The 24341-nt window shown below is 64.6% G+C and carries 17 protein-coding genes and 2 pseudogenes; 9 read left to right on the top strand and 10 right to left on the bottom strand.

From position 1 onward, the window contains the following. Positions 1–92 precede the first annotated feature (92 nt). The 4 genes from JMJ56_RS29275 to JMJ56_RS29260 all read right to left on the bottom strand — a co-directional run bounded on the left by JMJ56_RS29275 (position 93) and on the right by JMJ56_RS29260 (position 6418). Positions 93–1163, bottom strand: a complete 1071-nt coding sequence (locus JMJ56_RS29275) for an IS110 family RNA-guided transposase (RefSeq protein ID WP_202835286.1) — start codon at positions 1161–1163, stop codon at positions 93–95. Positions 1164–1747: 584 nt separating this feature from the next. Further along, the gene (locus JMJ56_RS29270) at positions 1748–2830 is read right to left on the bottom strand and encodes a YihY/virulence factor BrkB family protein (protein WP_202835285.1); all 1083 of its coding nucleotides are present in this window, start codon (positions 2828–2830) and stop codon (positions 1748–1750) included. Positions 2831–3438: 608 nt separating this feature from the next. Further along, entirely contained in the window at positions 3439–5388 is a 1950-nt protein-coding gene (locus JMJ56_RS29265) for a class I SAM-dependent methyltransferase (RefSeq protein ID WP_202835284.1), read from the bottom strand. Positions 5389–5707: 319 nt separating this feature from the next. Further along, positions 5708–6418, bottom strand: coding sequence for a class I SAM-dependent methyltransferase (locus JMJ56_RS29260; RefSeq protein ID WP_202835283.1), 711 nt, complete (start codon positions 6416–6418; stop codon positions 5708–5710). Between the two features lie 287 nt (positions 6419–6705). Here JMJ56_RS29260 and JMJ56_RS29255 point away from each other — a divergent pair, with 287 nt between their 5' ends. Both JMJ56_RS29255 and JMJ56_RS29250 read left to right on the top strand, forming a co-directional pair. Next, positions 6706–6885, top strand: coding sequence for a hypothetical protein (locus tag JMJ56_RS29255; protein WP_202835282.1), 180 nt, complete (start codon positions 6706–6708; stop codon positions 6883–6885). Positions 6886–7894: 1009 nt separating this feature from the next. Next, positions 7895–8158: a hypothetical protein gene (locus JMJ56_RS29250; protein WP_202835281.1), complete on the top strand. Its 264-nt coding sequence runs from the start codon at positions 7895–7897 to the stop codon at positions 8156–8158. A gap of 573 nt (positions 8159–8731) precedes the next feature. Here the strand turns inward: JMJ56_RS29250 and JMJ56_RS29245 are convergent. Together JMJ56_RS29245 and JMJ56_RS29240 are read right to left on the bottom strand one after the other, a co-directional pair. Beyond that, positions 8732–10315: an ABC transporter substrate-binding protein gene (locus tag JMJ56_RS29245; protein WP_202835280.1), complete on the bottom strand. Its 1584-nt coding sequence runs from the start codon at positions 10313–10315 to the stop codon at positions 8732–8734. Between the two features lie 43 nt (positions 10316–10358). After that, the gene (locus JMJ56_RS29240) at positions 10359–12722 is read right to left on the bottom strand and encodes a xanthine dehydrogenase family protein molybdopterin-binding subunit (protein ID WP_236038805.1); all 2364 of its coding nucleotides are present in this window, start codon (positions 12720–12722) and stop codon (positions 10359–10361) included. A gap of 176 nt (positions 12723–12898) precedes the next feature. On the opposite strand from JMJ56_RS29240, the gene JMJ56_RS35090 reads away from it, so the two are divergent. Continuing rightward, positions 12899–13156, top strand: coding sequence for a molybdopterin dinucleotide binding domain-containing protein (locus JMJ56_RS35090; protein ID WP_202835278.1), 258 nt, complete (start codon positions 12899–12901; stop codon positions 13154–13156). Between the two features lie 19 nt (positions 13157–13175). Here the strand turns inward: JMJ56_RS35090 and JMJ56_RS29230 are convergent. Continuing rightward, positions 13176–14142, bottom strand: a pseudogene (locus JMJ56_RS29230) (IS5 family transposase). 477 nt (positions 14143–14619) lie between these two features. On the opposite strand from JMJ56_RS29230, the gene JMJ56_RS29225 reads away from it, so the two are divergent. The 4 genes from JMJ56_RS29225 to JMJ56_RS35410 all read left to right on the top strand — a co-directional run bounded on the left by JMJ56_RS29225 (position 14620) and on the right by JMJ56_RS35410 (position 20676). After that, positions 14620–14820 carry a ribbon-helix-helix domain-containing protein gene (locus JMJ56_RS29225; RefSeq protein WP_202835277.1) on the top strand — a complete coding sequence of 67 codons (201 nt, stop codon included), beginning with the start codon at positions 14620–14622 and terminating at the stop codon, positions 14818–14820. A gap of 217 nt (positions 14821–15037) precedes the next feature. Next, positions 15038–16024, top strand: a complete 987-nt coding sequence (locus JMJ56_RS29220) for a Bug family tripartite tricarboxylate transporter substrate binding protein (protein WP_328702504.1) — start codon at positions 15038–15040, stop codon at positions 16022–16024. Between the two features lie 49 nt (positions 16025–16073). Next, positions 16074–16769 (top strand): alpha/beta fold hydrolase, encoded by a 696-nt coding sequence (locus JMJ56_RS29215; RefSeq protein WP_202835275.1) that lies wholly within the window; start codon positions 16074–16076, stop codon positions 16767–16769. A 673-nt stretch (positions 16770–17442) separates the two neighbouring features. Next, positions 17443–20676 carry a calcium-binding protein gene (locus JMJ56_RS35410; RefSeq protein WP_202835274.1) on the top strand — a complete coding sequence of 1078 codons (3234 nt, stop codon included), beginning with the start codon at positions 17443–17445 and terminating at the stop codon, positions 20674–20676. A 52-nt stretch (positions 20677–20728) separates the two neighbouring features. Here JMJ56_RS35410 and JMJ56_RS35735 read toward each other — a convergent pair whose 3' ends face one another. Beyond that, positions 20729–20935: a hypothetical protein gene (locus tag JMJ56_RS35735; protein WP_202835273.1), complete on the bottom strand. Its 207-nt coding sequence runs from the start codon at positions 20933–20935 to the stop codon at positions 20729–20731. Between the two features lie 474 nt (positions 20936–21409). Here JMJ56_RS35735 and JMJ56_RS29200 point away from each other — a divergent pair, with 474 nt between their 5' ends. Then, complete coding sequence (locus tag JMJ56_RS29200; RefSeq protein ID WP_202835272.1) at positions 21410–21637, top strand: hypothetical protein; 228 nt, start codon at positions 21410–21412, stop codon at positions 21635–21637. Between the two features lie 97 nt (positions 21638–21734). On the opposite strand, the gene JMJ56_RS29195 is transcribed toward JMJ56_RS29200, so the two are convergent. Beyond that, entirely contained in the window at positions 21735–21965 is a 231-nt protein-coding gene (locus JMJ56_RS29195; protein ID WP_202835271.1) for a hypothetical protein, read from the bottom strand. 499 nt (positions 21966–22464) lie between these two features. On the opposite strand from JMJ56_RS29195, the pseudogene JMJ56_RS29190 reads away from it, so the two are divergent. Then, a pseudogene (locus tag JMJ56_RS29190) lies at positions 22465–23682 on the top strand (cation:proton antiporter domain-containing protein); the annotation flags it as partial. 95 nt (positions 23683–23777) lie between these two features. On the opposite strand, the gene JMJ56_RS36280 reads toward JMJ56_RS29190, so the two are convergent. Continuing rightward, complete coding sequence (locus JMJ56_RS36280; protein ID WP_407927965.1) at positions 23778–24251, bottom strand: transposase; 474 nt, start codon at positions 24249–24251, stop codon at positions 23778–23780. Positions 24252–24341: the final 90 nt, after the last annotated feature.

Genomic DNA, 24341 nt, shown 5'->3' with positions numbered 1-24341 from the left:
CGCCTCCGCCACTTGGCCACGGTCTTGGGGTTGATCCCGTAGCGCTTGGCGAGCCCCCTCAGGCTCTCTTGACTATGATGCTCTTATATTGGTCAAGGCCCTGCTGGTGAGGATTGGGCGCTTGATGGGCGACAGAGATAACCAAAGATCTCGCGGGCTATGAAGTGCTTGAGGCATCGAATGATCTCGGGCTTGCTTTTCCCCTCGGCGGTACGTCGCTTGATGTAGTCAAGGGTGGGCTGGTGAGCGCGCATGCGCACGATGACCACACGGTAGAGGGCGGCATTGGCCTGGCGGTTGCCGCCGCGGTTGAGCCGGTGTCGGCTGGTCTTGCCGCTGGACGCTGGGATCGGGCAGACGCCGCATAGCTTAGCCATGGCTGCCTCGGAGTGGATGCGCTCGCGGTTATCGCCGACGAGCAGCAGCATCTCGGCGGCGGTGCCCGCACCCATGCCGTGCGCCCGGACCAGTTCAGGGGCAAGTTGGCTTGTCAACTGCTCGAGATGAGCGTCATGGGTTTTGATTTCCTCGTCGAGGGTCAGCCAGCGCCGGGCAATGGCCCGCAGGCAGGCCTTGGCGGAGGCCGTCGTCGAGGTCAGTGGACCTGGACGCAGGGCAGCGAGGTGGCGGAGCAGCGTCATCTTTCCGGAGATGCTGTCGAGTTGCTCACGTAGCACCGCAGGCGCGCTGACAATAATGGCTTTGAGCGTTTGTATGGCTTGGCTTTTAGCCTTGAGCGCGGTGTCACGGGCCACCTTGAGGTGGCGGATCATCTCGACCGCGCTCGTGCTGGGCTTCGGTGCTGCGGTGGCCTGGCCAGCCAAGACGCTGCGGGCGGCACCCTCGGCGTTGAGCGTATCGTCCTTACCTTTCTGACGTCGCAGGTGGCGATTAGGGTGGTTGACCTCGAACACGGGCTGATTGTGCTCGCACAGGAAGCGGGACAAGCCAGCGCCATAGGAGCTGGTGCCTTCGATGCCAAAGGCGCGAATAACGCCGAGGGACCGAGCCCAAGCCTGAAGAGCTTGATAGCCTCGACTGTTGGCCGGAATGGTCAGGCTGCCGAGGCGGGCGCCGAGTGCGCTGATCGCCACGGCGGCATGGGTAAGCTTATGGGTATCAACACCGATGATAATGTCGGTACCCAACGTGGTCTCGCTCATGGTGAGGCGCTCCAAGCCAAACAAAGGGCCTGGCCGTTGAGCAGGCGGACAGAACTGTGATGGGAAGTGGTCCTCAAGCTCCTATGAAGTCACGATCCGCCCGACAGCCAGCTGCAGCCTGGAGGGTCGACACATCAAAGTCATGACACGAAGTCAGCTGTATCGAGGGTCAGACCATCCAGACCGCACTGATATACTCACAGCTGTATCGCTCGACGGATCGCCGCTGTCGTTGTGGCTCCCGTGGTGAACCTGGCCCATAGCGCGTCCTTCCACGCCTGCTGGAAGACTGCACCATCAAACCCCGGGATCAAACATCTAGCACGACGTTCGAGCTTGCTTGGTGCAGCGCTCGGCCTCTGCCAGCCGCAAGCAGAACACGCGCGGACTGTGCCGCAGGATGCCGTGAACGAGCGGCTCCGAGAGCTGAACGCTGTCACAGCCACGATCATGGGGCCGACTGGCATACCCGGCCTACTCATCGCCATTGTTCAGCAAGACTGCCAATCTATCTGCGCGGCTTCGGCCTTTCGCGCGCATTGCACAGGCATGACCTAATCTTGGTCTCCCGCCCAGCATGCAGCTCATCCAAAGTTCTTAAAGGCAGTTCTCCAACTTCGCTGCGGCGGACGCTGGCGATCGCGTGGTGACCGTGACTTATGCTCTATTGCGGCACTGACGATCCCGGTGACCACAAAGGGAAGAAGAGCAACCAAGACCTGCACGATTGCATAGGGCTCTCTCCGCCGGTCTGAACCGTTGAGATCCTGTGACGCATCTCGGTTGACACCCGAGATGGCCACTACCTCGCCCGGCTTTGCTGGCACCGGCGCTGACTGCTTGCTCCCTTTCAAGTTGGCCCAAGCCCGCGTGAACTCTGCCCCGGCCAGAAAGATAAGCGCCGAATAATACAGCCAGACGAGGACAACGATGATCGTGCTCGCCGCACCGAAGCCGGCAGCGACGTCGCTCCGTCCGATATAGAGCGCGATCAAGGTTTTGCCGACGGTGAACAAAACCGCCGTTGCAAAGGCTCCAATGAGGACATCTCGCCAGGCAAGCTTACGATCCGGCAGCACCTTGTAGATCGCCGCAAATAGGAGCGTCAGCACCCCAACTGTCACGGCGAGATTGAGCACGAACGCAACGATTACGCCGCCTGGCAGCGCGGCTGCCAGCCAAGAGCCGAACGAGGAGATGGCAGCACTGATGGCGAGAGAGGCAATGAGGATGAAACCCGTTGTCGCAACCAGTCCAAGTGCCGCGGCCTTTGCCCTCACCAAGCGAGAGACGGTTTCTGTGATCGAGCCAGCCTCGGGTACCTCGGTCTTCCAGACGGCATTGAGCGCATTCTGCAAAGCACCAAACGCGCCGCCAGCGGTAAGCAGCAGTGTGCCAAGGCCAATGGCGATGGCCCAGCCGCCGCGCGCATTGCCTAGCGCGCCTTCGGCCAGCCTCCCAACCTCACCAGCCGCTTGATCGCCCAGCATGCCGGCCATCTGGGCTGCGATGGCGTCGTCAACCTGATCGCGGCCAAACACGAAACTGGCGATACCAGTGGCGATGAACAAAAGCGGCCCGATCGCAAACAGGGTGAAGTATGCGATACCCGCCGCACGGGTCAGGGCGTCGTCTGAGATAAACCCTTCACCGGTGTCCTTCAGCAATGCCCAAATCCGACCCATATTCCGTACACCCAAATTGCCAGGAAGACGAAACGGATCAAAACCGAAGCAGTTTCCGTTGCTAAAGGCGCAATGGGCACGTCTGGCGACTGCGATGCAGCTAAGCCCAGTTAAACCTCTGAAATCAAAGCCATACTACAATTGCAGCAAGCTCTGCGTCACTTGCAGTGAGACCCCTTACCACAAGTGATGCAGGGCTTGCCGTAATGTTCAAGATCCGGGGCTTATGCGGCGGTCTCGTTTGCATCGGCCCTTGCCAACCGCTTGTTGGAGTGGCGGCAATGCGAGATCCGAGGAAAGACGTCGCCCTCGTCAACGGCTCCGTCGCGCTCCATTGCTCGTGATGCCTGTGCGGCAGCCCGCCTGCCAGCCCAGGCTAGAATGGGAACCGAGGCAACAGTCTCGGACACCCTGGCGCGGGTCCTGCTGCGCGCGGTCGAGCAGGGTTTCGATGTCTGGCGCGGCCTGCGCGGGGGCGGTGATCGGTGTCGCAGTCGGAGCCGCGGCGGCTGCTGGCTGCCTGATGCGGAGCGCCGCCAACTCGTCGATCATGCGTTTCTGCTGCGCCTGAAGCGTTTCGACGGCCGCGTTCAGACCCGGACAGTCTCATGCAGGCGGCGGGCGGGGGAGAAAAGCGCGGCGGCGCGGGCCGTGAGAGAGCGAGCCATGGCAAATGCTTGCTGGCGCTTTCCGAACGGCTTCGGCAAAGCGGTGATGGTGGCGAAGTCGCTGCCGATGGTGCCCGCCGCCATGGCCGCGTCCTCCATGTCGAAAAGCGCCTGAAGGAAGGCATTGTCCTCTGGGGAGGCAGGGTCGAAGTTTTGGGCTATGCCGCCGAGCGCGAGATGGGCGAGGGCGCCGCCGAGTGAACGGTGCTCGATGATGTCGAAATGGGGCGCGAGGGCCGGGATCAGCTTCTCCGACTGGACCGCCTCGCTCGGGTCGGCAGCGATCATCTCCTCAATAGTCGGGCGCCGCAGCGTTTCCTTCGGCTCGCCATTCGGCAAGCGGCGCAGCCGCGGCGGCAAACTGTCAAGGAACCCATTGGCGAGCCGAAGCTGGGCATCAGTCCACTGGAAGCGCGTGGGGCCGACATATTCATGCAGGTGGAGCACCCCACCCGGGCGGAGTGCGCGGCGCACCGTGGCGTAGAGCGCGTCCAGCCGCTCGACATGATGGACGGAGGAATGGGCGAAGACCACGTCCACCGAGCTGGGGGACAGGTCGATCCGCTCCAAATCCGCTACGTGATAGCGGACGCGCAGCAGGCCGAGCTGCCGCGCCTGCCGCTCCGCCTCCACCACGGCGCCGGCGGCGATGTCGTAGGCGTCCATTTCGCTGACTATGCCGCGGGTGGAGAGGTCCCGCTCCAGCCCGCCGAAGCCGCATCCGATCGAGATGGAGCGAGGGATCGGCAAGGCCCAACCGCGTTCCTCTAGCAACGCGGCGAGCCGGTCATAGGCGTCCCTAGATGGATCGCCGGAGGCCAGGCGGTTGCTTCGGGCACGGACGGCAGGATGGGCCATCCAGTACCAGCCGGCATCGGCCGCCTGATCCTCCGGGCTGACGGACCAGGTCTCGTTGATCCGGTTTGCCCCGCCGACAATGCCGTCCAACCAGGCTTCCGGCACGGGCGGGGTGCGACGGGCATAGCTGCGCTGGGGCTCGAAGGGAGGGCGGCCCTCCTTCCATCCGTAGGCCAGGTGATGCGCCAAGCCCGAAAGATAGGTGCCGTCCCGCACGGCGGCGGCGACGTCGGCAAAGGCACCGCAGTACCAAGCTTCGTCGAAGCCCGGAACGCCGGCCTCATCCTGCGCGGCTTGCTCCGGGCCGGGAAGCGGCAGGGGGATGTCGGGTCGGCCGAAGAAGGGGACCGCTGCGACCCGGCCGGAGGCGCGGCGGATCACCAACACGTCCTGGTGCCGGTCCCAGCCGCGGTCATAGTAGGATTGTAGGCGCAGGGGGCTGCCAGCGAGCAGCGCCTCGTACCAGCTCCGGGCGACGAGCGAGATCCCATAGCTGGAGTCTCCATCATAGCCGCGGTAGGCGTAGCCATCCTTCAGGTACTGCGCGATTAGTCCACGGGCGGCGGGCTCGCTCAGCCCGTAGCTCCAGGATCGCATCCGCGTCACGACGTGCTCGCCATGGCTGGTCACGACGAGACGCGAGTCCGGCCCCATGTGTCGAGCGGCGAAATCCAGGAACTGGCGGGTCTGGTGTTCAGGCAGATGGGTCAGCAGGGAGCCGACCCAGATCAGGTCGAAGGTGCTACCGAGCTGCAGGGCCTGGAAGTCGGGTTTGGAATATATGCCGCGTGCGCCGAAGGTAGCGGCGGCGAAGTCCACCCCGGAGCGGTCAAGGTCGCAGACGGTAATCGCTGCATCCGGGTAGCGGGCGCGCAGTATGCGCGTGACGCGCCCGAAGCCACAGGGCAGGTCGAGAATGGTCTGCGGTGCCGGCGCGCCGAGCAGAGCGGCCTTGATGACGTTGAGTGCAGACAGACCAACCTGGAGATAACGGTCCTCGCAGCCATCGAACATCGTGTCCCCGGGGGACAACGCCGTGATCAGATTGGGAAGGGCGAACCCAGCGGGCAGGGTCAGACAAGGCATAATTCGGGCCGGGTTTTCACGCTGTGTGCCTAACATGCGGCCTCGGTTCTTACTAGGAACCATGCCGTCGCATATTCCAAATAAACGCGGGCCGCCCCTGATGAGCCCAGGGACACCCTCGGTCGCTCCCGCGACGTCTCCGCTGGCAATGGATTAGCGCGGTCAGCCTCGGCGCTGCCGGCCTCGACCTTCGCCACCCGGTCGGCGATGCGGATCAGGCGGTCGAAGCGGCTCCCCCAGGCAATGCTCACCGCACCTCATGCCAGGGTTCTGCCCGCTGGCCGCGCTCGAAGACCACGATACTGTCGTAGAAGGAGATGGACTTCGTGGTCCGGCAAAACTCGGAGACTGGGGTTGGCTGCCCGATGCGTTGGTCTGGCGTCGTACCGTACCGGCCAAAGGCGTTCTGGCGCATGGTCCACTCTTGGAGCGACCGACAGCGGTCAAATGCGAAATCCAAGAAAGACTGCCCGTCGTAGCGATCCGCGAAGTCGCCGCCCCAGAATGCGGTGTGGGTGTCCTCGACCATGTAGATGCCGTGCTCCGGCATGGTCGGGTAAATGGTTTCGAAGCTGACGATCTGCTGGTTGGCGGTATGGCCACCGTCGTCCAGCACGAGGTCCGGTGTGCCCACCTCAGCCAGTATGCGGCGCAAAAAAGCCGGATCCGCTTGGTCGCCAATGAAAACCTGCGTGCCATCGGTCACGTAGGCCTCGCAAGCGGGATCAATGTCGAGGCCCATGATCTGGACCTCGGGACCTAGGTACTTCCGCCACATCTCCAATGAGCCGCCCTTGTAGACGCCAATCTCCAACATCCGGACCGGGCGGCCGCGGAACCCTCCAAAGTGCCGCTCATAGACGTCGAAGTAGTGATGCCACTTGTGCACCTGCCGGGTGCGGCGGCTCGGGTCCAGAAAGATCTGGTAAAGTTGGCCGTTGGTGTCGGACTGCTGCATGCCCTGATCCTAAAGCCATCCCGGAAGGAGCGACAGGAACCGCCGCTGCCTGCGTCGCCATGGCTCGGTCGGTGTCGTGGTCCCAGCCTCTCAGCGCCTCTGCACAAGCCCGCCGCACCGTCCCTCCCGCGCCATTGCTCTTGGTGGACTAACGCCGGCTGCGGTGGCGACCAACATCCGCAACATGAGCCTGCCGCCCGACGACCAGATACCGCCCGCGAGACCGAAGCTCGATCGAGGAGCGCCGGCGCCGAACTGACGACCGGCTGAAGAGCATCCGGTCGAAGATGGCGATCGGCCGCGATCTGGACGAGCAAGGCATCACCACGCCCGCTCAGATCGACGCTGCTCTCGGGATGCCGGCAGCCGAGGCGACTGGCCTACTGGACCGGAAGCAGTGGCGGGAGGGCGGCGTGGCGCTGCTCGAAGCTGCAGCGGCTCGGATGGGCGCGTGGTTGCCGGGCTAGCGGCGACCTGCTTGTCCTCGGGTATGGTCAATATACCTGCTGGAGAAGCCAAATGATGCCTGCCCACACGGGGAGAGACAGTAAGCCAGCGAGCACAATGGCGAACCCAATCCCCAAAGGAGGCTGCTCCTCAGCTCTCTTATTGTGCTGGTTTGCCATCGGCGTCTCACCTGCAGGCTAAGGAGATCTCTATCGCTCCAAAACCTATAGTGGCATGAAGGCTGTACACCACAACCAAAAAACATCCCCAAATTCGGTGAGGGCGAATAGCGCCACCGCCAGCACCAGCCCGCATAGGACGCAGATCACAACAGCGATCCGACGGCGGCACCTGCGGCGGCCGGCACCCATCCAATCCGCACACCTAACTCGTTGTAGGCAGGCTCAATCAGCCCCTCTCGTTGGGCCCGCTCCAACACGTCCATGCTCATTCTCGCGCCCCTACCGCCCGCGGGCTCATCAGGCCTGCAGGCCGTCCAGCCACGCCAGACGGGCGATTTCGCAACTTTCGCCAGCTATCTCAGCCGCTTGCGCTCCGCCACTGGCACGAAGTGCATGTAACTCGGCAAGCGCTTCGCCTCGACCCAAAGGTCGACCAGCGGGGTGATCGTCCGGTTCGACATATGGAGCTGATAAGTATTAATGAAGCTAAGCTGCTATCATCATCCGTGATGGTGTAAAGCATGCGAGAGCATTCTGACTAGCATGCCAAGCATCGTCCGCAGATGAGAATACTTTTGGTGATTTCTCGCAGATACCATCCGTAGAAGCATTGCGAATGGTCCAGGACCACTGCTTGGGGAACTGCGAACAAAGCTCAACTTTGGTGTAATAGTTGATCGCAACTTGACGCGACATGGACATGTTCATTCTCCGGCACTGCCAGATTGATAGCGAAACTACGTCTCTAAATCTAGAGTTGTGTGATAAACTAAGCGTTAGAGGTTGACTGAGCCAATTTCGGTCTTAATGAAAAGGCATGGTTTCGTCCCAGGGCAGCCATCCACCTATGAAGCCACTCACAGCGGAAGAGCGCAGAACCCAGACCATTGGGTGGCTAAAGATCATCCGCCTTCGGGTGGCGATCGGTGGCGAGTTGGATGACCGTGGCCTCAAAGCCCCTCCGGAAGTCGGCGAAGCGCTCGGGCTGGAGGCCGCGGAAGCTCAGGTTCTTCTAACGAGCAAACAGTGGCGCGACGGCGACCTAGAGCGGCTCAGAATGTTGGCTGAGCGCTTGGGCGTTGCTGTATCTGAGGAGGATCCGTGGTGGTGACCATGCGCCGCGCACCCATCTCCGGCGAGCCCAGCGTCACACGACTATCTGGCTTCTTGATGCCAGCAGCGCGGCGGCGGCGGTGACGCTCGGAGACCACGACTTCAACAAGAACCCGGGACATTCGGTGAGCTATTTGTCCCGCACGGTTCCGCTAGCCTTGATCGATCCGCGCACCGCATCACAGTTAACGGACCCGCCGGCATTGACGCTCCCGCCGACACTATTGCAGCTCACCGAACCACTAGCGTGGACGTTACCGCTGACTTAGCCGCAGTTTACGGCTGCATCGGTCCGCAACTCGCCCAGGACTCCTTCCAGCACCCGGATTTCCACCATACCAGACGCTGTGCCGTCCTGGCGGTTGCCGTCGATGATGACGGTATCATTGATGACGCTAACCGAGCTGCACTTGGTCCGGTGGCATTCGCTTAGCCCGGAACTAATGTTGGATAAGGCAGCGCTATGGAAACGCTCATGTTGGCAAGTAACCATACCTCAAAAGAGAGAAGCGGGACTTATTATAAATTCTTTTATTGTTTAATCGCTTAAGGCACGACATCTTGGCAATGGTCAGCGTTTCTCGATATTCCAGTAGGCGATGAACGCCGCATCGAGTATGCCCTGGACGCCGCGTCGGAAAGCGCTAGTCACATCGAACTGTCCGGTCGGGATGTAGGGTAGGAACTCCCACATTCGGCGATGAAAGGCGGCATAGGCGCTGGTGCGCGCGGCTTCATCGGGGGCGGCGAAGAAGACCTGCCGAAGCCTCTCGCCGTCCGGGTCGCAGGGGAATCCAGCCCAGGGTGCGGCCGGGCAGGAGACATCGATCGAGAGATTGGTCAGCGGGTGGAACCAGTAGGCCCCAGCACCATAATAGGTGAAGAGGTGGTAGCCGCCCTGGCCGATCGGCTTATTCTGCGCCTGGATGCGCGGGAACATCGCCGCGAAGTCCATCATCTCCACATCGACATCGACGCCGATTTGCCGCAGCCGCTGCTCAGCAACCTGCGCCATCTGGCCGATGACCGGCAGCTGCGGGGTCGCCACCAGGATCAGCTTCTCGCCGCGGTATCCGGCCTCCTGCATCAGCGCACGTGCGCGGGTCAGGTCCGGCTGGCGGTAGGGCTCCGACCCGATCTCGGTGGAAAGCGGGCCACCGCAGACGGTGAAGGACCAGCATGGCTGCGACGGCACCTTGTCGCCCGCCACCGCGTCGAGAATTTCGCGTTGATCGAACAGCAGGGCGAGCGCCTGGCGGGCTCGGATATCGTTGAAGGGTGGCAGCTGGAAATTCGGCCGCACGAAAGTGACCGAGGGCAAGGATGAGAGGCGGCGGACGGTGACGCGGCGTTGCGTGAGGAAGGAAGCGAGGTCGGGCGTCACCTGCTCCCAAATATCAGCCTCGCCTGTCACCAGCGCATTGGCCGCCGTTACCGCATCAGGCATGACGATCCACTCGACCCGATCCACCTTGACGATGCGCGCGCCGGCGAGGCCGTCAGGGGGCTCTGAGCGCGGCTGGTAGTCGGGGTTGCGCTCGAAGACGGCACGGTGGCCGATGACCCGCTCCTGCGGCAAGTAGCGGAACGGGCCGGAGCCGACGGGATTGGGCAGCGGGCTGCCGATCGGCCGCGTGGCGTCGGCTTCCGGCATGATGGCGGCAATCGGCGCGCCGGGTCCTGCCAGGATATATTCGACGAGACCGAAAGGCTCCTTCAGCCGGAGGAAGATCTGCCGGTCATCCACCGCCTCCAGGGAGGCCAGCCGGGCCTTGAGCTGGCCGCCGATGGAGGTGCTGCCCATCCAGCGCTGCAGCGAGGCGACGACATCCCGGGTGGTCACCGGCTGGCGGTTGTGGAACCGCAATCCCGGGCGAAGGGTCAGGGTCCATTGCAAGCCGTCCGCGCTGGCTTGGCTGCTCTCGAGCATGAGCGGTTTAGGGCGCAGCTGGCTGTCGAGCGCGAACAGCGTGTCGAACACCATCTGCGAGTAGATGCGCGAGACGAGGTTGGCGCCCCGGGTTGGGTCGAGCTCCGTCAGGTCGGCGCTCGGGACGACCCGAAGGACCGAAGGTTGGGGCTGGGCGCGCGCGACACTTTGGAGGGTCCCGCTCAGGGCAATGGCGGCCAGGCCTGCCAGCAACCAACGTCGCATAACCGCCCCCATTCCTGCCGACGCGAACGGTATCAGGCAGCCATCACCGCCTCAATACTGTCCCCTCCTCCGCAGATTGCGCCTGTCGCAGGGCGGCCCAGATGCGGGCCGGCGTGGCGGGCTGCGCATCGAGCCGGGCGCCCACCTGCGCCAGCGCGTCGTTCACCGCATTCAACAGGGCGCCGATGCCCCCCATGGTGCCGCCCTCCGACATGCCCTTGATGCCTGCGGGATTGCTCGGGCTTGGCCTGTCGTGGTGCAGCAACTCGAAGGCAGGCAGGTCGTCGGCGCGGGCGATGGCGTAGTCCATGAAGCTGCCCGCCAGCGCTTGGCCGTCGGCGCCGTAGGCGGCGTGCTCCAGCAGGGCGCCTGAAAGACCCATGGCGGTCGCGCCATGCGTCTGCCCCTCGACGATCATGGGGTTGATGCGGGTTCCGCAATCCTCGGCCGCGACGTAGCGGAGGATGCGAATGGCCCCTGTCGCCCGGTCGATCTCGACAGCACAGGCATGGGTGCTGTTGGTGTAGGTGGTCGCCGCCGGATCGTAGGCGAGGATCTGGTGCAAGCCGGGCTCAATGCCGGGCGGCAGCCGCAGCGGGTCGAGATGGGCGGTCCGGGCGACCTGCTCCAGCGACAGCCCGCTCTCCTGCCAGACACCAGCGACCTGGCGGAGGATCAGGCCCTCTCGCATGTCGAGGGAGTCGGGGCTGTTCAGATCCAGCATGGCGGCGGCGATGGCGAGCAGCTTCGCCTTGAGCTTCAGCCCGGCCATGTAGAGCGCACCGCCGCCGGCGCTGGCCCCGCGGGCGCCGCGGCTGCCCATGCCGTAGGGCGCGGTGTCGCTGTTGCCGATCTGCACTTGAATGTCGCCGACGGCAGCGCCGAGGCCAGCGGCAGCGGTCTGGGCCAGGGTGGTTTCGTAACCCTGGCCGGAACTCATCAGGCCGCAGGAGGCGATGATGGCGCCGGACGGTTCGATGCGGATGCTAGCCGTCTCGTGGCCCGATCCGGGAATTCCAGCATCCCGGTAGAAGGCGGAGCTGTATGTGTTGCTTTCAACCACGGTGCAGAGGCCGATGCCGAGCAGGCGCTCGGACGAATCCCGGTCCACCTGCTCCAATCGCAGCGCGGCATAGCCGAGTTGCTTGGCGGCGGCTTCGAGTGTCGCTAGCGGCGTTAGGCTGTCGTAGCGCTCGCCGGTGGCAGTGATCCAGGGAATGTCATCGGGCGTCAGCGAGTTGCGCCGCCGCACCTCCAGGGCATCGAGGCCGAGCGCCTGGGCTATGGCATCCATCGTGCCGTCCATCACCCAGGAGGTGATGGCCATCGGTGCCCGCATCGGGCCCGAGGGGCATTTGTTGGTTAGCCAAACAGCGACGTTGTAGCCGTATTCCTTGAAGCGGTAGGGGCCGGGCAAGATCATGGCGATGACCCGCGCCATGTAGTTGGCCGGAAAGAACGACCAGGCGCCGAAATCGGCATCGATGGCGCAAGTAAGGCCGAGGATGCGGCCATCGGTGGTCACCGCCGCCTGCGTGGTTACCATCTCCTCACGGGCTTGCAACCCGGCGGTCAGGTTCTCCCCCCGCGTTTCGCGCCAGCGCACCGGACGGCGCAGCAGCCTGGCAGCGGCGGCTAGGCAGAGATCCTCGCGGAGGGGAATGATTTTTTGTCCGAAGCCGCCACCCATTTCGGGGCTATCGACGGTGACTTGCCACTCCTTCAGGCCGAGCCGGGCCGCGACAGCCGTGCGGTACGGGTGCGGGGCCTGGGTGCCGAACTGCATGGTCAAGTGCTGGCGCCCGTTGTCCCAGATGGCCAGGCCCGAGCGCGGCTCCATGGGCACGTGGGTCTGCCGTTGCTGGCCGAAGCGCGCCTCGACGACACGGTCGGCTCGGGCGAAGGCCGCCTCGAGGCCCGGGGTGGCGAAGGATTGGAACGAGACGCGGTTGCCGGGAACCATGGGGTCCACCAGGATCGCCTGCGGCGCCGAGGCGGCGTCGACCGAGCTGATGGCGGGCAACACCTCCCAGGCGATGTCCACCAACTCCGCCGCATCGGTCGCCGCCAACGACGTCTCGGCCAGAATGATGGCGACCGGATCGCCCACGAAACGGACAGCGTCGAGCGGCAAGACCGGCATGTCCATCGGCTGTAATCCGTCGACGGCGGGTGCCATGCGCTGGGTGCTGACATGGGCGGCAAGATCGTGTCCGGTCAGCACGGCAGCCACTCCTGGCAGAGCAAAGGCGGCGGCTGAGTCGATCGCCCCGATACGGGCATGAGCGTAGGGGCTGCGGACAAAAACGGCGTGGAGACAGTTGGGTGGGGACGGAATGTCGTCCGCGAACACGCCCTCCCCGACAATCAAGCGCCCATCTTCGCGTCGCCGCAGCGGCTGGCCCATGGGGCCGCCTGCGGGCGGCGGTGGGATGGGTAAAGAAGTGCTTGTCACGCCCGCGTGCATGCTGCGCCACCTAGATGATGTAGCAGCTGAGAGTCGGAGCAAATCGCCCACTCGGCAAGCATTGGAATGCTAGATCATCGTGTTGCACGGGTCAGCGGCCTAGGCGGGCTGGGTCCGTGCCTGCTGACACCGCGGCGGCCTGCGGTGTCACCGAGGGGGATTGGGTGGAGGTCGAACTGCTGGGTGGCCCGGGCACCTGCCGTCTTCGGGTTACGATCACCAACTGGACCCAGCCTGGCGTTTTGACCACCGGCATGGGCTGGTGGCTGCCGGAGGCACTGGGGCCGCAGTTCGCTACGCTGGACATCAAGGTCAATGCCGCGTTGAGCTACAGCGGCGTCGTGTTGCACGGGTCAGCCGCCTGGATGTACTGACCCCCGCCTGTCGTCGGGATCACGCGATGCGGACGTACTCCGGCCGTCCAAGCTCGATCATATGGTTCAGCACCTTGGTGGCAATGGCCACCTCGGTCGCTTGGCGCCCATCCGTCTGCGAGCGTAGCCCGTCACCGATGACGCGCTTCCATCGCGAGATGTCAGCCTCCACCAGAGCACGCCAGTTGTACCCCCGAGGCCCTCTGCCAACCCATGCGGCCTCGCTCAGCGATGCATCGGAGATGCGCGTCCCGCTGCGTTGGTGCGGACAGTGCAGCTTCGCTTGGCACAGCACTCGCGCGAGGTGGTACGACCACGGCCGCGTCGGGGTGGCGTGCTGTGACCTCAGCGTAGACGTCGTCCCGATCATAGGCGCCATCACCAGTGAAGGATGCCACGGAACCGCCGACCCGCTCGAGTAAGGGACCAATCTGCGAGCCGTCATCGGCCTCTCTGCCAGCCAGCACTGAAGCGGCGATCTGGCCCGTGTCGGCGTCGGTGGCGAGGTGCAGCATCGTCCAAGCCCGACGACGCTTGGTGCCACGCTTCTCGATCAATCACTCGCCGGGGCCGCACAGCCGAAGACCGGTGCTGTCCACCAGCAGGTGCACCGGCGTACTCCCCGCCCTCGGCCGCGGCGCTTCGAGCACCTCGGCTCGACGGCTGAGGGTGCTATGGTCCGGCACCGGCAGGTCGAGGCCGAGCAACTGTAAAATGGACGCGATCAGCCCCTCGGTCTGCCGCAGCGCCAGGCGGAACACGGCCCGCAGCGTCAGGGCTGCGGCGATGGCCAGCGCCGAGTAGGCGGGCTGCCCGCCTCGCCCGGTGCGTGGCTCGGCCTTCCAGGCCTCCACCGCCTCCGGTGTGAACCATACGGTGAGGCTGCCGCGGGCGCGAAGGCCAGCGTCGTACTCGGCTCAGTTGGTCACCCGGTGCTTTTGCTTCGGGATGTGATGGCGCCGAGCGGCGTTCGCTTTGAACGGCAAGAGGGATGCCCTTGAAGGGTGAAAGGGCTTCGCCCCGGCATCACCCTACCCAAAGCCACCCAGGCCAGCGCCCGATGCAACAAGGTCCCTCGGCAAGCCTCACGTCTGACAGGTCGTGCCAAGTGGCCAGCAGCAGGGCTCGGAACAGGGCCATTGGCGGCCAACCCGCCTCGCCCTTGTCACCGCCGAGTTGCCAGTTAAGAAACGATCAATCTCAAGCCAGTCAATGAGTTCCGTCAGCGATGCGCCAGAACATGCTCCGGCCGCATGATGAAGCCTTCGCGAATCAGCCACAACGCAGCGCATCCAAACACATCCATGCACAGCCTTCATAACGTGATAATGCCCTGGCCTGCTTCGCTGCCCAGGGCATTCGCAAACGCCGATTGCTGTGTTCTCATTCTACCCTACTTCTCGAATCGACCTCGCTTCGTGGCACAACTCGGTGGTCCTCTTTTTCCACTCTGGAGGTGCCTCATGCAGACCAGGACCGTAAAACTCACCGAGCGTCTGAATACCTTCATTGAAGGAGCGGTCGCTTCCGGTCGCTATCTCGATGACGGTGATGTCGTCCGGGAGGCACTGCGCCTGCTGGCGCTTCGTGAGTGGGAGGACGGCACCGCCCCAGCCTCCGCCCCAGTACCCGCCGGCGCCACAGCCTCCCGCAAAGCCGCATAGACGGACCTCACCGTTCAACTTGTGACGCCATGGTCGCGTCAATGCCAACAGAACGGTCTCGGTACGCACCGATGCTCCTATAGCGGTCAGGCGGCGTTTTGGGCTGGGCAGACGGCTTGGACGGACTCTGAGTTCGGAGCAGACCTGCCGCGTCAGGTTTGCACGTGACCGCGGCTCGCCTCATCATGGCAAGCATGACGTCTGGGGGGAATGTCATGTGGCCAACCAAGGCGCCCTTCGAGCGTCGCCGCTTTCTCGCCACCGCCGCGCTGGCACCAAATGCCGTGCGCGCACAAGACACCGGAGAGTGGCCGAGCCGGCCGGTCCGCCTTGTCGTGCCCTTCCCCCTGGTGGGCCAACCGACATCATCGCCCGCCTCTACGCCCAAGCGCTTGGGCCTGTCCTGAAGCAGACCGTACTGGTGGAGAACCGAGCCGGCGGCTCCGGCATCAGCGGCACAGACTACGTGCTGAAGTCCGCCGCGGACGGCTACACCTTTGGCCTCATCGACGGTGGCTCACTCACCATTCTGCCGCACACTCATTCCAAGATGCCGTACCGAGTGCCGGAGGACGTGACACCAATCTCGGTCGTCACCCGCGTGCCGGAGGCACTGGTGGCGCATCCGAGCCTCGGCGCGAAGGGCTTGCCGGAGCTCCTTGAGCTTGCGAAGCGCCAGCCCGGCAGGCTGAACATGAGTACCGCAGGCGCGGCGGGGATCAGCCACCTGACGGCCCTCGTCTTCCGTGCCCAGGCAGGGGCGGCAGTGGAGGTCGTTCCCTATCGCGGCGCCGCGCCGGCAGTGACTGACTTGGTCGCGGGGCAGATTCAGCTGCTCTTCGCCGACCTGCCGCCGCTATTGCCCCACATCAAGGCTGGGTCGATGATCGTCCTCGCCATGGCCGCGCGGGGGCGCAGCCCGACGCTGCCGGACGTGCCGACCACCGGCGAGATCGGCTTCCCAAAGCTGCTGGCGGAAAACTGGTACTGCGCCGTTGCGCCACGTGGCCTGCCCACGCTGATCGCGGCACGGATTTCGGCCGCGCTGAAGGAGGCCAGCCAGGCGCCTGGGGTGAAGAACGAGCTCGCTGCGCAGGGTGCTGAGGCGACCTGGACCTCGCCGAAAAAGATGCTCGCCCTGATGCGCGAGGATTCGGAGAGTTGGCGGCAGGTGGTCGTGACCTCGGGGGTGAAGTCGGAGTAAGTCGTGGCAGGCCTCTCATCACCCCATACTTGCATCAGGAGCACGCTCCATGGCCGCCAAGCAGACACCAGTCGCCCTTATCCCCGCCTTGCTGTCGGACGATGCCATGTACCGCGACGTGATCGAGCAATTGGGCGAGACGGTCGAGGCGCAGGTGATGGTGCTCTCCGAGCCGACGATGCAGGCCAATGTCGAGATTGTTTTGGCCAAAGCGCCACCGACATTCGTCTTGGCCGGCACATCCTATGGCGGCAGCATCGCGCTTGAGGTGGCGCTGGCTGCGCCTGAGCGGGTGTTGGCCCTTTGGCTGATGGGATGCAACCCGGCGGCGCCGGAAGCGAACGTGCAGGAACTGGTGGGCGGGTTGGAAGCCATGCCGGACGCCGTCATTGAAATGCTGGCGGGCCTCGCGGTGCCGAAGGCGTCCACGGAGGCAGCGGAAATATTCAAGGCGATGGCCCACCGCGTTGGCGGCAAAGTGGGAGCAACTCAAGCTCGTGCGTTAGGCTCAAGGGCTGAGGTAACCTCCCGGCTTGGTGCGCTGCGAATGCCAACGTTGGTGATCTGGGGAGAGGCAGACCAGATCGTGCCAGCCTCAGTAGGCTGGGCGCTCGCGGATGCTTTGCCCCATGCGCATTTCCATGTGCTATCCGACTGCGGCCACCTGCCAACACTTGAGGAACCCAGTCAGTGCGCGGCACTATTTGTCGAGTTCCTCGCAGAGGAAGTCGGTCACGCGCATTGATAGGGGCGTCGTGAAGCATCCGTCCACAGCGCAGGTCTGATCGAGGCACGTATGGATCGTTGTTGCAAGGCCGGCCGGTAGCGATGCGGATCGATCCGGAGTAACGAGACGGTTCCCCACCTGTCCCCCAGATAGGCCATGTTGCCTCGAACAGTGGGAAGGGCATCTTCACCTCCACCCCGTTCTGGGTCATGCGATGCGACAGGAGATCGGACGTCCCAGCGCCAGCATGCGGTTGGGGGCGTGGACGGCCACGCCCGCCTCGGTCGCCCTACGCTGACCCGTACGCGAGCGCAGCCCGCTTCCGGGCTTAGGGCTGGGCACCGAACAGGCCCTATGTCCGAGCCACCTGCTGCCGCATAAGGCGCGCTATGGAAACCCCGCTGTGGTGCGGCCCGCGTTCCTCTCGCTTCGGCCTGTGGATCGTCTCCGTCGTAGTCACAACCTCCGAGAAGATCCTAGCCTCAGCTTTTTCGAATTAAGGCAAGCTTTGTATCGCTTGCCGCAAGCGCGACTTACCGCAAATGACGCACAGATCCTCCTTTGCCACGAGGGCGGAGGTGGTGGCTTCGCAGTCGCGACGAGGTCCAGCAACTTGCCCCCGATTCAAAGAACGGCAATGTTTGCACACTAAACAGGAACCGTTTTCTGAACTCAAATCGGATGGCGCACTGTGTTCATAAACACGAAAGAACTGACCTTCTCCGAAGTCGACAGTGATTTCTATTTTTTAAAGCATCTAGATGCTGCCGCTTCAGGGCTGAGTGCCGCCGAACATTACTCAGCCATCGGCTGGAAGCTTGGCTATGATCCGAACCGCATGTTCTCGACGTCCTTCTATCTTGAGCAGAACCCTGACGTCGCCGCCACCGGCCTGAACCCGTTTCAGCACTATCTGCAATGGGGTGCCCACGAAGGGCGCGATCCCAACGCCTTCTTCTCGGCCAGGGGATACCTTGCAGAAAACCCTGACGTCGCGGCCACCGGATTGGACCCCTTCGAGCACTATCTGCAATGGGGCGCTCATGAAGGGCGGAACCCTTCGTCCTCCTTCGATACCACCTATTACCTGACACAGAACCCAGACGTTGCGGCATCCGGCCTTAACCCGCTGCTGCATTTCCTGGAGTATGGCCGCAGCGAGGGCCGCGCGCCCCTCCCACCGAGCTTCACCGTGACGGCCAGGGACGGCGCGATGCAATTCTCCGGCACCGCAACCGGGCCGATCACCCTCTCGCTCGACGGCGAGGTTGCGCATTTCACGCGTGAAGGGCGTGAGGCGATCGTCACGCATTATCCGGAAGCCGGCACGATCGACCTGGCGGACGCCAACCTTGAGGCCCAAGCGACCGCCCTGTCGGGCAAGACGGTGACTGGCAGTGGTGCGGTGACGCTGCTGGACCCGCATGCGACGGACGACCTTTCCGGCCTTGCCTCGGAGCTGACGGTCACCGCTCACGTCGCCCAGGATCTCGACGCCGTGGGCCATGCCGTCCTTGGCCGGATCGACCATGTCGTGGTGACCGAGGGTGCCGTCCTGACCTTGTCAGCGGCGCAGGCCGAGGCCATCGAGATCAGCGGCGCTTATGCGCTGCGCGACAGCATGACCAACCTTGTGGACAACGGCGTGGCGACCCCGGCCGCCTCCGCGGTCGTGACCGTCACCGTTACGGATGCCGCGAGCCTCTCCAGCCTCGCCATCCTCGATGCCGCGACGCCAGGCGATCTCGTCTACACCGCCACGGTCGACACGGCATCGAAGCTTGTGGGGAATGTCGGCGGTTATGTCGTGGCTGGCACGGATGTGACGGTGACCGACGCGGCCACGGTGGCGCAGCTCGTCCATATCGACGGCGTCAACGGCGGCGGCACGCTCACTTACGCGATGATGGCGGATACCCAGGCCCATCTCTTCTCCCGCGCGCTGCCGGCGGCCTATGTTGCGCCTGGCGTGGAGGTGACGGTCCAGGATGTGACCACCATCGCCAAGCTGGTCGCGCTCGACGCCGCGAACGGCGATGCCGCGGTTCACGGCGCGTCTGTCACGGATGCCTGGCAGCATCTGCTGGCCGATGACGCGGCCTATTGGCGGGCGGAAGCCACGACGCTGAAGCTGCTCGACTACAATCTGGGCCAGGCGACGGTTGGGCAGGTGCAATCCCTGCTCCACCAGGCCAATCTCAAGGATGCCGCGGGCGGCACCCTCGACCTGACCGACCTGACCTTTACCTTGCGCGACACCGCGAGCCACCTCGCCGTGGGGTCAGACGAGGCCGCCAGCATCCTCGGCCGGGCGGGTGCGGTCACGGCCAGCGACGCGGCCCTGGTCTGGCAAGCGCAGATCATTCATGCCGGCAACGCTGCGGCGATCTACGACATCGCCGACAACGGCGACGCCATCGCCAATGGCGGTGCCGCGTCGGTGACGGCGGCTGTCGACCTCACGGCGACCTCACCGGTTTCCGCGGACACCGCTTTCGCCATCCTGGCACGGGAGGGGGCCGCGGGCGACGTCCACTACGACATCATCGACAGCTATGACGACCTGCTCGGGATGAATGCCGCGGCGAGGGTTGCCGCGACCGACATTCATGTCGTCGGCCACAATTTCTGGCCCTACGAACTGACGACGGCGGAGGCGACGACCGCGCTCGGCTTCAGCCATCAGGGTCGCATGGAGATCGACGCGATCTTCGGCACGGCTGCCGAGGTGAAGGCGTTCGTCACGGCCCATCCCGAGACCGCGGGCGCCACCGGCTCCAGCTACGGATTCCGCGTGCAGGACAGCACGAGCGGCATTCTGACGGCGATCGCCAACGGCACGCCGGCCGAGATGGCCTTCGTCTCCGGCAAGGCCGACCCTGCGCTGGCGGGTGACCACCATGCCTCGGAAGTCTATGCCACCAACAGCTTCGGCGTAGGCGGGGCCGAGACCTTCTGGACCCATGTTGCGCCGATCTACGGCGATGCCGCCATCACGGCTGCGCATACCCGGTACTCGGTCCAGGCTAGCCTGGAGAGTTACACCAACGCGGTCGCTGCCCGCGACTCCATCATCAAGGCGGATCAGCTTTATCTTAGCGGCTCGGCGGCGGCGGTGCATGCGGCGCAGAACAACCAGGACCCGGCACATGCGGACATTTTCCGCCAGCTCGATCAACGCCACAACTCGGGCGACTCGATGACCGTGACCGCGAGCGCGGGCAACCAGTCCATTCACGCCACCGAAGGCAACGACTCCCTCAGCCTCGGAGACGGGCAGGACTATGTCAGTGCCGGTGGCGGCAGCGACATGATCGACGGCGGCACCGGCAACGATGTCATCGATGCCGGATCCGGCAACGACTACGTCGTGGCCGGGACGGGTGTCGACTGGGTCAGCGGTGGCGACGGCAAGGACACCATCTTCGGCGGCGCGGTATCGCAGGCGACGAACTACGCCACGGCGCGCTACACCGGGACGACGACGGAGATCGGCGGGCGCGGTGGCGACCTCATGCACGGCAGCGTGGATTTCGACAATTTCGTCTTCCAGGGCAGTACCCGCTCTGAGCTCATTGCTGCATCGAGCACGACCCAGTCGGGCCGCGACTACATCGTCGATTTCGGCCTGGGCGACCGCATTACCTTCGAGGGCGTCAGCTCCGACAAGTTGCAGTTCCTCGGCAACGGCTCCGCCAATGCGACGGATGTCGAGGCCGGCACCCTGGCGCTTTCGATCCGCTACGAGAAGGACCTACAGGTCCTGAATTGGAACGGTGACGGGCTGGTGACAGCAACCCGGATGCTGATCGACATCGCCGATGCCAAGGGCCATTTCGACGGCTCGCCCGACATGCATATCATCCTCCAGGGCTCCGGGCTGGACGTGAACTGGGACAACTACTCGCTGCTCTTCGGCGGTTAGTTCTGCCCCCTGCCGTTCGTAGGCATAGCCCACGAACGGCAGGGACAGGCGGTCAACCGGTATTGCCAAGTTGTCGGTTTCTATTCGGAACGACGTGGTTGGGCCAAGCTGGTTGATAACGCCCGAGCCCGCCACTTACGCCAATAATCGCTTTCCAACCGAGATCATCAGCCATGCCGTGTGGCTCCACCACGTATTCAGCTTGAGCCTGCGCGACATCGAGCTGATTTTGGCCGAGTAGGGTATCAACGTCACCCACGAGAGCATCCGGCAATGGTGCCGGAAGTTCGCACCTCACTTTGGGCCCGGACACGAAAGTGCGTTGAGTGTCCGGTTCGCGCGAACGGAGCCGGAACCTACGCGGCCAGCCGCCCCTCCCCTCACGACGGCCGCACCGGAGAGGCGGCGGGACCGTCTCTAGTTCACCTGCATCGGCGCCATCTTCGCGCTGCGCTGGTTCATTACCTCGGCCATTGCCGCACACGTCCTGCTCCTTATGGGAGGGCTTGGTCTCTCCCCAGCTCAGGTCATAGCGGCGGCGATGCTCATCGGGCCGCGCCAGATTGCGGGGCGGCTGCTGGACTAGCTCGCTGCGCCACGGCTCGATCTGCTGTCCCGCACCCGAGCGGGGGCACTCCTCTTCCTGGCTGGGGCGCTGCTGCTGTTTTCCGGCCGGACGGAGGCCGCCTTCGCCTTCGCATTGCTCTACGGTATGAGCAACGGGATCCTGACCGTGAACCGCAGCACCCTGCCGATGATGGTGTTGGGCTCGAAGGGTTACACAGCACGGCTCGGCTGGATCGCGCTGCCGGTGATGCTGGCTCAGGCGGCCGCCCCCACCCTGGCCACCCCGCTGATCGCCGCGGCGAAGGGGTTGGAATCACTTCTCCTCGCCGGCGCCATCGCGGGCGCCTCGGGGCTGTTGCCGCTACCGCTTCGTGCCCAACCAAGATTGAGGTGAGCAACCGCACACATGAAAGGTCCGGTTTGGGCCGGATGTGGCTGCATCGCAATACTGACCGAGGCGTAACATCCTGCCGCGTTGCCACACCGCCGGTTTAGTCAGCCATCCGGCGACCAGCCATGAGACCTTCCAGGATCAGCCCGCGTGTGCGCTCGTGCTCCAATGGGCCGGCAGGTGCAGCACCGCCCAGCTCGGCAATCCGGGCGCCAAGGATGCCGGCACGGTCGAGGCACGTCTCAAAAGCGGCCTCACCTACAATCCGCGACGTGGCATAATCATACGGGTCGCGTAGGTAGGCCCGCATGCGGCGGAGCAGCATCGCCATCTCGCGCTCCGCGGCCTCGATCGTGGGCGGAAGGTGTAACTCCCGGCTTGCCTCCCCGCGGACAGAGGTCCTGTCCGCCGCCCGGGCCGCCGCCTGTCGCCGCCGCCGGTACCGGCCCAGCGTGGCAACAAGGCCGGCAACAGATGTCGCGGCAAGGCCGGCCAGCACCCAAAGTGGGTCAGCCATGGTCACGCCTGAGTACCATCACGCGACTTGCGGACCACAAGCGGAACACAGCCATCGCCCAACTCCCTACGGTCACGCATCCCTGGCGCGAGCACGGATGCTAAGGCGGGTCCTGTGGTTGCAGGTCAGAATTTCGGCTGTTCAACCCGCCCTGTGGGGGTTCGTTGTGTGTTCATGCGAGCGGGCCGGCTAGACGCTGCAAGGTATTGCGAGCAGGCGGTCAGCGGTACCGCGCCTCCTACGCCCCTACGGCTACACTTGGCTGGCATCATGCGTTGGCGGCGCACCGGTGTAGCTCCGGAGAGGGTCAGGAATGGGTGCCGTTGAATTCATTGCGCTGCTGTTGGCCGGCGTCGGGCCGGTACTGGCACTCGCACGATGGTCGGGATTTCCCCCTACCATTGCTCTCTTTGGCATCGGCTTGGTTGTGGGTCTGCTGCCCGGGCCAGCTCCCGTGACCATGGACCCCGACCTGGCGATCGGCCTGCTCCTCCCGCCAATCATCTACGCCGGCACGGTGCGGACCACGCCGCATCTGCTGCGCCACGCCCTGCTGCCAGGCGTGGTGGTGGGCGCGATGGTTGCTCTCGCCACCATGCTCGCTGTTGCCACGGCAACCCGCTGGGTGCTGTTGCCCGGTCTCAGCTGGACCGCAGCCGTGCTGCTGGGCGTCGCGGCGGCGTTGTTCGACACTCGCCTGTTCCAGGAGGCGGGTGGCCATCCGCATGTCCCGCGCAAACTGGCCGACACGCTGAAGGCCCGCGAGATGGCCTCCCGGATTGTGGCGCTGACGGCGCTTGCTCTGGCGCTGGGCACGCTCCGGACGGGCGAGACGCCGGCACTGGGCGAAGCGGCGATGACCATGTCCTGGCAGTTACTTGGCGGTGCCCTGGCGGGCGCCGCGATCGGCCGAGCAGTGCTCTGGCTGCGCGATCGGGCAGGACCGGCGCCAACTGAGATCGCGATTTCGCTCGCCACCCCCTATCTTGGCGCCTTGGCGGCCCGCAGCCTGGGCCTTTCCTTAGCGGTCGTGGTGATCACGGCGGCGCTGGTGGTCTCCGCCGCTCGGGTGGACCGCGAGACAGGAGAGGCGCGCTCTTCGGCCGAGGCGCGGATCAGCGCCATGGCTTTTTGGGAGGAAGCGAGCCTGCTCGTCTCATCGGTGCTCTTCTTCCTAGCCGGCCTTGCTTTGCCGGGGGCTTTGGCTGGGCTTGGCGGATGGCCATTCTGGCGGGTGGTGACGACGGCGGTCGGCATCCTCGCTATGGTGCTAGGCCTCCAGTGGATTGGCTCTCTTGTCTCCACGCGACTGCCCCCGCTTCGGGAGGTGCTGGCCGGCGAGGGGACCGCAGGTCAGGTCGTCGCGGCGGGGGTGATGGCCTGGGCTTCCACGCGCTCGGTGCTCGGCCTCATCGTGGTGCTTTCGGTTCCGGCAAGCTGGCCAGACGGGCAGCCCTTTGCCGAACGCGGACTGCTGCTGGTGGTGGCGGCCGGGGTGATCCTGGGTTCCGTGCTGCTGCAGGGGCTGACGCTGCGTCGGGCCGTTCACGGCGCTGAACTTGGCGGGGGCGGACAGGCGAAGCACGAGGAGGAGCGGGCCCGCCAAGCTGCTGCCGATGCCAGACGTCAGGTGGGCAGAGAGGCGGCACATCCGGAGAGCTTCGCTGCGGAGCGCCGCGCTCTTGTCGGGCTAAGGGAGAATGATGAGATCGGTGATGAGGCGCTGCGGCATCTGCTGCGCGAGACTGACCTGCGCAAACGCGCCGGTGAGGGTGACGCCTCGCCCGGCGCCCCGCCGCCAAACCCTTGAGCCATCGCCAGATGCGGCGGGCCGTGCGGGGCGATTTTCGGCTGCCGTCTGGCGAAATTTCGGCTGCGCCGGCTCAACATCGTGTGGTCCGGGACCCGCAGCGTTTGCCCGAGCAGCCGAAGTACGCTCTTGGCGAAGCCCTCAGCTCGGCGCAGGGCGAGGTGGAAGACGAGCCGCAGCATCAGCACCAACTCGATCGCGGCGTCCGAGTACCAAGCCTGACCGCCGGAGGTGCTCCACCGCGGTGCTTGCCACGTGATCAGGGCATCCTCATCAAGCCAGAGGGTCAGGTCGGCACGCAGCTTTAGCAGGCTGCTGAAATTCCCTCTCGCGATTGGCGCTGGATCGTGATTCGCTTGCCCCCGGTGGGGGAGGCTGAT

The organism is Belnapia arida, from assembly GCF_016773205.1.
Lineage (GTDB): Bacteria > Pseudomonadota > Alphaproteobacteria > Acetobacterales > Acetobacteraceae > Belnapia > Belnapia arida.
Note: the sequence above shows the minus strand (reverse complement) of the source record. Positions and strands in the feature narration are given on the sequence as shown.

Excerpts from the sequence above, each read along its gene's own strand:
- JMJ56_RS29275 (WP_202835286.1), bottom strand. The coding sequence starts at position 1,163 with ATGAGCGAGACCACGTTGGGTACCGACATTATCATCGGTGTTGATACC.
- JMJ56_RS29265 (WP_202835284.1), bottom strand. The coding sequence starts at position 5,388 with ATGTTCGATGGCTGCGAGGACCGTTATCTCCAGGTTGGTCTGTCTGCA.
- JMJ56_RS29260 (WP_202835283.1), bottom strand. The coding sequence starts at position 6,418 with ATGCAGCAGTCCGACACCAACGGCCAACTTTACCAGATCTTTCTGGAC.
- JMJ56_RS29255 (WP_202835282.1), top strand. The coding sequence starts at position 6,706 with ATGGCGATCGGCCGCGATCTGGACGAGCAAGGCATCACCACGCCCGCT.
- JMJ56_RS29250 (WP_202835281.1), top strand. The coding sequence starts at position 7,895 with ATGAAGCCACTCACAGCGGAAGAGCGCAGAACCCAGACCATTGGGTGG.
- JMJ56_RS29245 (WP_202835280.1), bottom strand. The coding sequence starts at position 10,315 with ATGCGACGTTGGTTGCTGGCAGGCCTGGCCGCCATTGCCCTGAGCGGG.
- JMJ56_RS29240 (WP_236038805.1), bottom strand. The coding sequence starts at position 12,722 with ATGGGCCAGCCGCTGCGGCGACGCGAAGATGGGCGCTTGATTGTCGGG.
- JMJ56_RS29225 (WP_202835277.1), top strand. The coding sequence starts at position 14,620 with ATGCAGACCAGGACCGTAAAACTCACCGAGCGTCTGAATACCTTCATT.
- JMJ56_RS29215 (WP_202835275.1), top strand. The coding sequence starts at position 16,074 with ATGGCCGCCAAGCAGACACCAGTCGCCCTTATCCCCGCCTTGCTGTCG.
- JMJ56_RS29195 (WP_202835271.1), bottom strand. The coding sequence starts at position 21,965 with ATGGCGATGCTGCTCCGCCGCATGCGGGCCTACCTACGCGACCCGTAT.